The organism is Mycobacterium sp. E3339 (genome assembly GCF_001666915.1).
Classification (GTDB): Bacteria; Actinomycetota; Actinomycetes; order Mycobacteriales; family Mycobacteriaceae; genus Mycobacterium.
The window spans coordinates 1-1147 of the sequence record NZ_LZIZ01000243.1; the positions used below are offsets into that span (position 1 = coordinate 1).

Below are 1147 nucleotides of genomic sequence, written 5' to 3' on the forward strand. Positions count from 1 at the left end.
ACGGTCTGGGCGTGCACCTCAAAGCGGCCCGCCATCGCCCGCATCTCGTGCGGGTCGGTCATAAAACGAGTTGCCATCTGGCCTGTCTCCTTAATACGTAATTACTCAGATACCTGCTGTGGTTTACGACGATGGCCGGACCGGTTACGCGCTGGCGAACCGCCGAGCCGAATCAAAAAGGATGATCCCCCCTTCCCGTCAGCCGGCGGCCACCGGTCGCAGTGACACGGTGAGACGGACGTCAAACCCGAACCACGGCGTTTGAGTTGTCCGGCCGTCAGCCCCCGAGATCATCGGTAGCTCGGCGGTGAGGTGGGTGCTCACGTCGTAGACGTCCAGTCCCCGAGCCACAACCGCCAGTCCGATCAGCCCGCAGCAGCTGCGTTGATTGCCTCGGTCGCAGCGTACGAGCCAGAACTTGTGGTGAGCGTGTTCACGAACGCCTCGTGAATGGCGGCGGCCTGCGCGCTGACCGCCTGGTACATCTGCGCGTGCGCTGCGAACTGCGCCGCCGTCAGCGCCGACACCTCGTCGGCAGCAGCGGGCACAACCCCGGTCGTGGGGGCCGCAGCAGCCGCGTTCTGTGCGCTCAGCGTTGAGCCGATGGCCTGCAGGTTTCCGGCCGCCGCAGCCAGAGCCTCGGGCTGTGTGGTCACGAACGACATACTTGGTTCCCTCCTAAGATCAATCCCCGACTCTGCAGAGACTAGATGACGGCGGCCCCTGAAGCGCTTCCGGAAGCCGCCTGTTTGCAACTGTTCACGTGGCAGTACGACGAATTCATTTTTGGTAACGCCACAGTAACAGCGTCTGGGCGGGAGCGCAGCACCTTACACCATGGTCACAGCAAACCGTGACCGTCCCGCGTCCCAAAGGTGCTGGTAGGCCTCTCGCGCGGCGCTTTCCCAGGGCAGGCCCGCTAAAAATCTCATTGCCCATTATCTCCCCCCCGCCGGCCAGCAACGGGTGGACGGGCTCGCGACGCGCCTCCGCGAGGCGTCGGCCCCGGCCGCTCTCAACGCCGAGCGCACCCACTTTGTTAACCCCCCGTTCGAACGATCGAAAGCCGTTATCCGGCGAAGGGGGGTCGGGCCATGACGGTGGGGCGGAATCCGTATCGGGGGCCGGCACCGGCGTGGGTGCCGCT

1 protein-coding gene and 2 pseudogenes are annotated in these 1147 nt (G+C 64.9%); all 3 read right to left on the minus strand.

Annotated features, from left to right (window positions below):
• Positions 1-77, minus strand: a pseudogene (locus A5702_RS26000) (WXG100 family type VII secretion target); the annotation flags it as partial.
• A 288-nt stretch (positions 78-365) separates the two neighbouring features.
• Positions 366-665, minus strand: a complete 300-nt coding sequence (locus A5702_RS22650; protein ID WP_046182845.1) for a PE family protein — start codon at positions 663-665, stop codon at positions 366-368.
• Positions 666-1069: 404 nt separating this feature from the next.
• Positions 1070-1147 (minus strand): annotated as a pseudogene (locus A5702_RS26525) (hypothetical protein); the annotation flags it as partial.